Here is a 2,415-nt window from a genome sequence, read left to right on the forward strand (position 1 = left end):
CGCACCCAGCCGGGCTTGCCGATGAAGAAAGGCCGCGCCGGCACCGTCACTCACGACTACAAGCGCCATGGCACGACCACGCTGTTCGCGGCGTTGAACACCCTGGACGGCACCGTGATCTCGATGTGTCAGCAGCAACACCGCCACGTCGAGTGGCTGCAGTTCCTGCGCCTGATCCAGCGCAAGACSCCCAAGCACCTGGAGCTGCACCTGATCGTGGACAACTACGGCACCCACACCCACCCGGAGGTTCAAGCCTGGCTGGCCAAGCACCCACGCTTCGTCATGCACTTCACGCCCACCAGCGCATCGTGGCTSAACATGGTCGAGCGCTTCTTCCGCGACATCTCGGAGAACCGCATCCGGCGCGACAGCTTCACCAGCGTGCCCGAACTGGAACTGGCCATCGATCTGTACGTGGCCCATCACAACGCCAACCCAAAGCCTTTCATCTGGACTGCGAGGGCGACTGACATTCTGGCAAAGGTCACGCGAGCCAAGGCTGCGCTGGCAAGGGGCAAATAATAAGTACATATCTTGGTGGCGCACTACACTAGTCGCAGGTCGGCGCGCTGCGCAGGTCGGCTTCCGCTGCACCTGCCTTAAGACGGGCGAAGGCGAAAGGCAGGGCCCGCTGCTTCATTTTAGGTTATGCAGTTGGGAGCGGTCGCAGTCGCGCCGGGGAGGGGCAAGCTTCACGCGGGCTGTCGGGGATGTAAGTGTTGAGGTGCCGCAGTCGCGCGACCGCAATGCCCGCGCGATCCCGCTTGCGCCGGTGATTGGATCGCCGCACCCCGACTGCACCTCCACGTACGTGGCGTTGCGTGGGCGCCCGGATGGCGCGAGGCGCTGCGACTTGAAAAAATGCCGGACAGGGAGTCGTCGCGCGCCACATCGCGTGCCGCCGAAGGCCGGCGATGGCGCGCGGCTCGCGATGCTGCTGCTGCACGACGACGCCACGCGCGAAAATGCCTATGGGCCGGCGCAGGGATTGCCCGATACCAAGGTAGGCACCTTTCCGCAGTCGCTCTACGACGAGGCGAAGAAGGACGGCTGGGTGGTCATCAGCTGAAGGACGATTGGAAGCGAATTTTTTTTCGTTCGACGCATAACCTGATAAGAATGTCGTCATGACCGATCCACTACCCTCCTGGAACGACGGGCCCACCAAGCGGGCGATCATCGCCTTCGTAGAGGCAACCACCACGGCGGGCAGCCCGGAGTTCGTCCAGCCGGAGGAGCGCATCGCGGCCTTCGATCAGGACGGCACAACCTGGGTCGAGCAGCCCCAGTACACGCAAGTGATGTTCACCCTCGATCAAGTCGCGGTGTTGGCAGCGAAGGACCCGAAGCTCAAGGAACTCGAGCCGTTCAAGACAGTGCTCTCAGGCGACGCCGCAGCCGTGGCCAAGGTGCCACTGCCCGAACTGCTAAAGATTGTCGCCCTGACCCATTCCGGCATGACGGTCGAGGTCTTCCAGAAGTCCGTCCACGACTGGATCACGACGGCGAAGCACCCGCGCTATCAACGCCTCTACACCGACCTCGTGTACCAGCCGATGATGGAAGTGATGCAGTTTGTCCGCGCCCACGGCTACAAGACGATCTTCGTCACCGGAGGCGGCCAGGATTTTGTGCGCGTGTACTGCGAACGGGTCTATGGCGTTCCGCGCGATCAGGTCGTGGGCTCGGCGGCTGGGACGACGTTCAGCTACGACGAGAGCGGCAAGGCGATCCTGACCAAAGACGCGAAGCTGCTGTGGATCAATGACAAGGCCGCCAAGCCTGTGGAGATCCATCAAGCCGTAGGCCGCCGCCCGGTCATGGCCTTCGGCAACTCGGACGGCGATCAGCACATGCTCGAATACGCCGAGGGTGGTGACGGCGCGCGATTCATGATGCTGGTCCACCACGACGACGCTGCGCGCGAATACGACACCGATTCAACGATGAGCGTGTTTTCGGACGCCCTCATGGCTCTGGCGAAACAGCGCAATTGGTGGGTTGCAAGCATGAAAAACGACTGGAGCCGCATCTTCGCGTGGCAGCAGAAATGACCCGGTTCGACATGGCGTTCGACGTCGAGCGGACGCGTGGTGAGTGCGGAATTCCTTGGAAACAGCGAGTCGGCACAGTCGCCGAAAACATTCCAGAGCGCGTCGCACAGCTCATCGCGGTGGTCGGTGAACATGGCCTTGACCGATTCGAGCTGGCCCTTGCGCCACTCCATCGGGCGCGTATGGCCCTCGAGGAAATAGGCCCGCTGGCTGGAGACCAGAGAGGAATAGTCAAGAGAACATGGTGGCTTACTCCAGGCAATGTGACAGGCGATTCGCAGCCGATGGCGCATGCGTCCAGCGGCCGACAGAGATCTGACGCGAACGCACGTGGAGCATGCGAGCCGCCGCCATAGGC

At 62.5% G+C, this 2,415-nt stretch carries 3 protein-coding genes; all 3 read left to right on the plus strand.

Annotation, left to right across the window (positions count from 1 at the left end; translation table 11 throughout):
• The coding region (locus tag AC1DY5_RS51480; RefSeq protein ID WP_478121990.1) for an IS630 family transposase at positions 1–525 on the plus strand (525 nt) is incomplete at its 5' end.
• Between the two features lie 373 nt (positions 526–898).
• Entirely contained in the window at positions 899–1,072 is a 174-nt protein-coding gene (locus AC1DY5_RS51485; protein ID WP_478121991.1) for a hypothetical protein, read from the plus strand.
• A 232-nt stretch (positions 1,073–1,304) separates the two neighbouring features.
• On the plus strand, positions 1,305–2,057 hold the full coding sequence (locus tag AC1DY5_RS51490) for an HAD family hydrolase (RefSeq protein ID WP_478121992.1): 753 nt from the start codon (positions 1,305–1,307) through the stop codon (positions 2,055–2,057).
• The last annotated feature ends 358 nt before the right edge of the window (positions 2,058–2,415 follow it).

This window comes from Variovorax sp. P4_D9 (assembly GCF_056401695.1).

Excerpts from the sequence above, each read along its gene's own strand:
- AC1DY5_RS51490 (WP_478121992.1), top strand. The coding sequence starts at position 1,305 with ATGTTCACCCTCGATCAAGTCGCGGTGTTGGCAGCGAAGGACCCGAAG.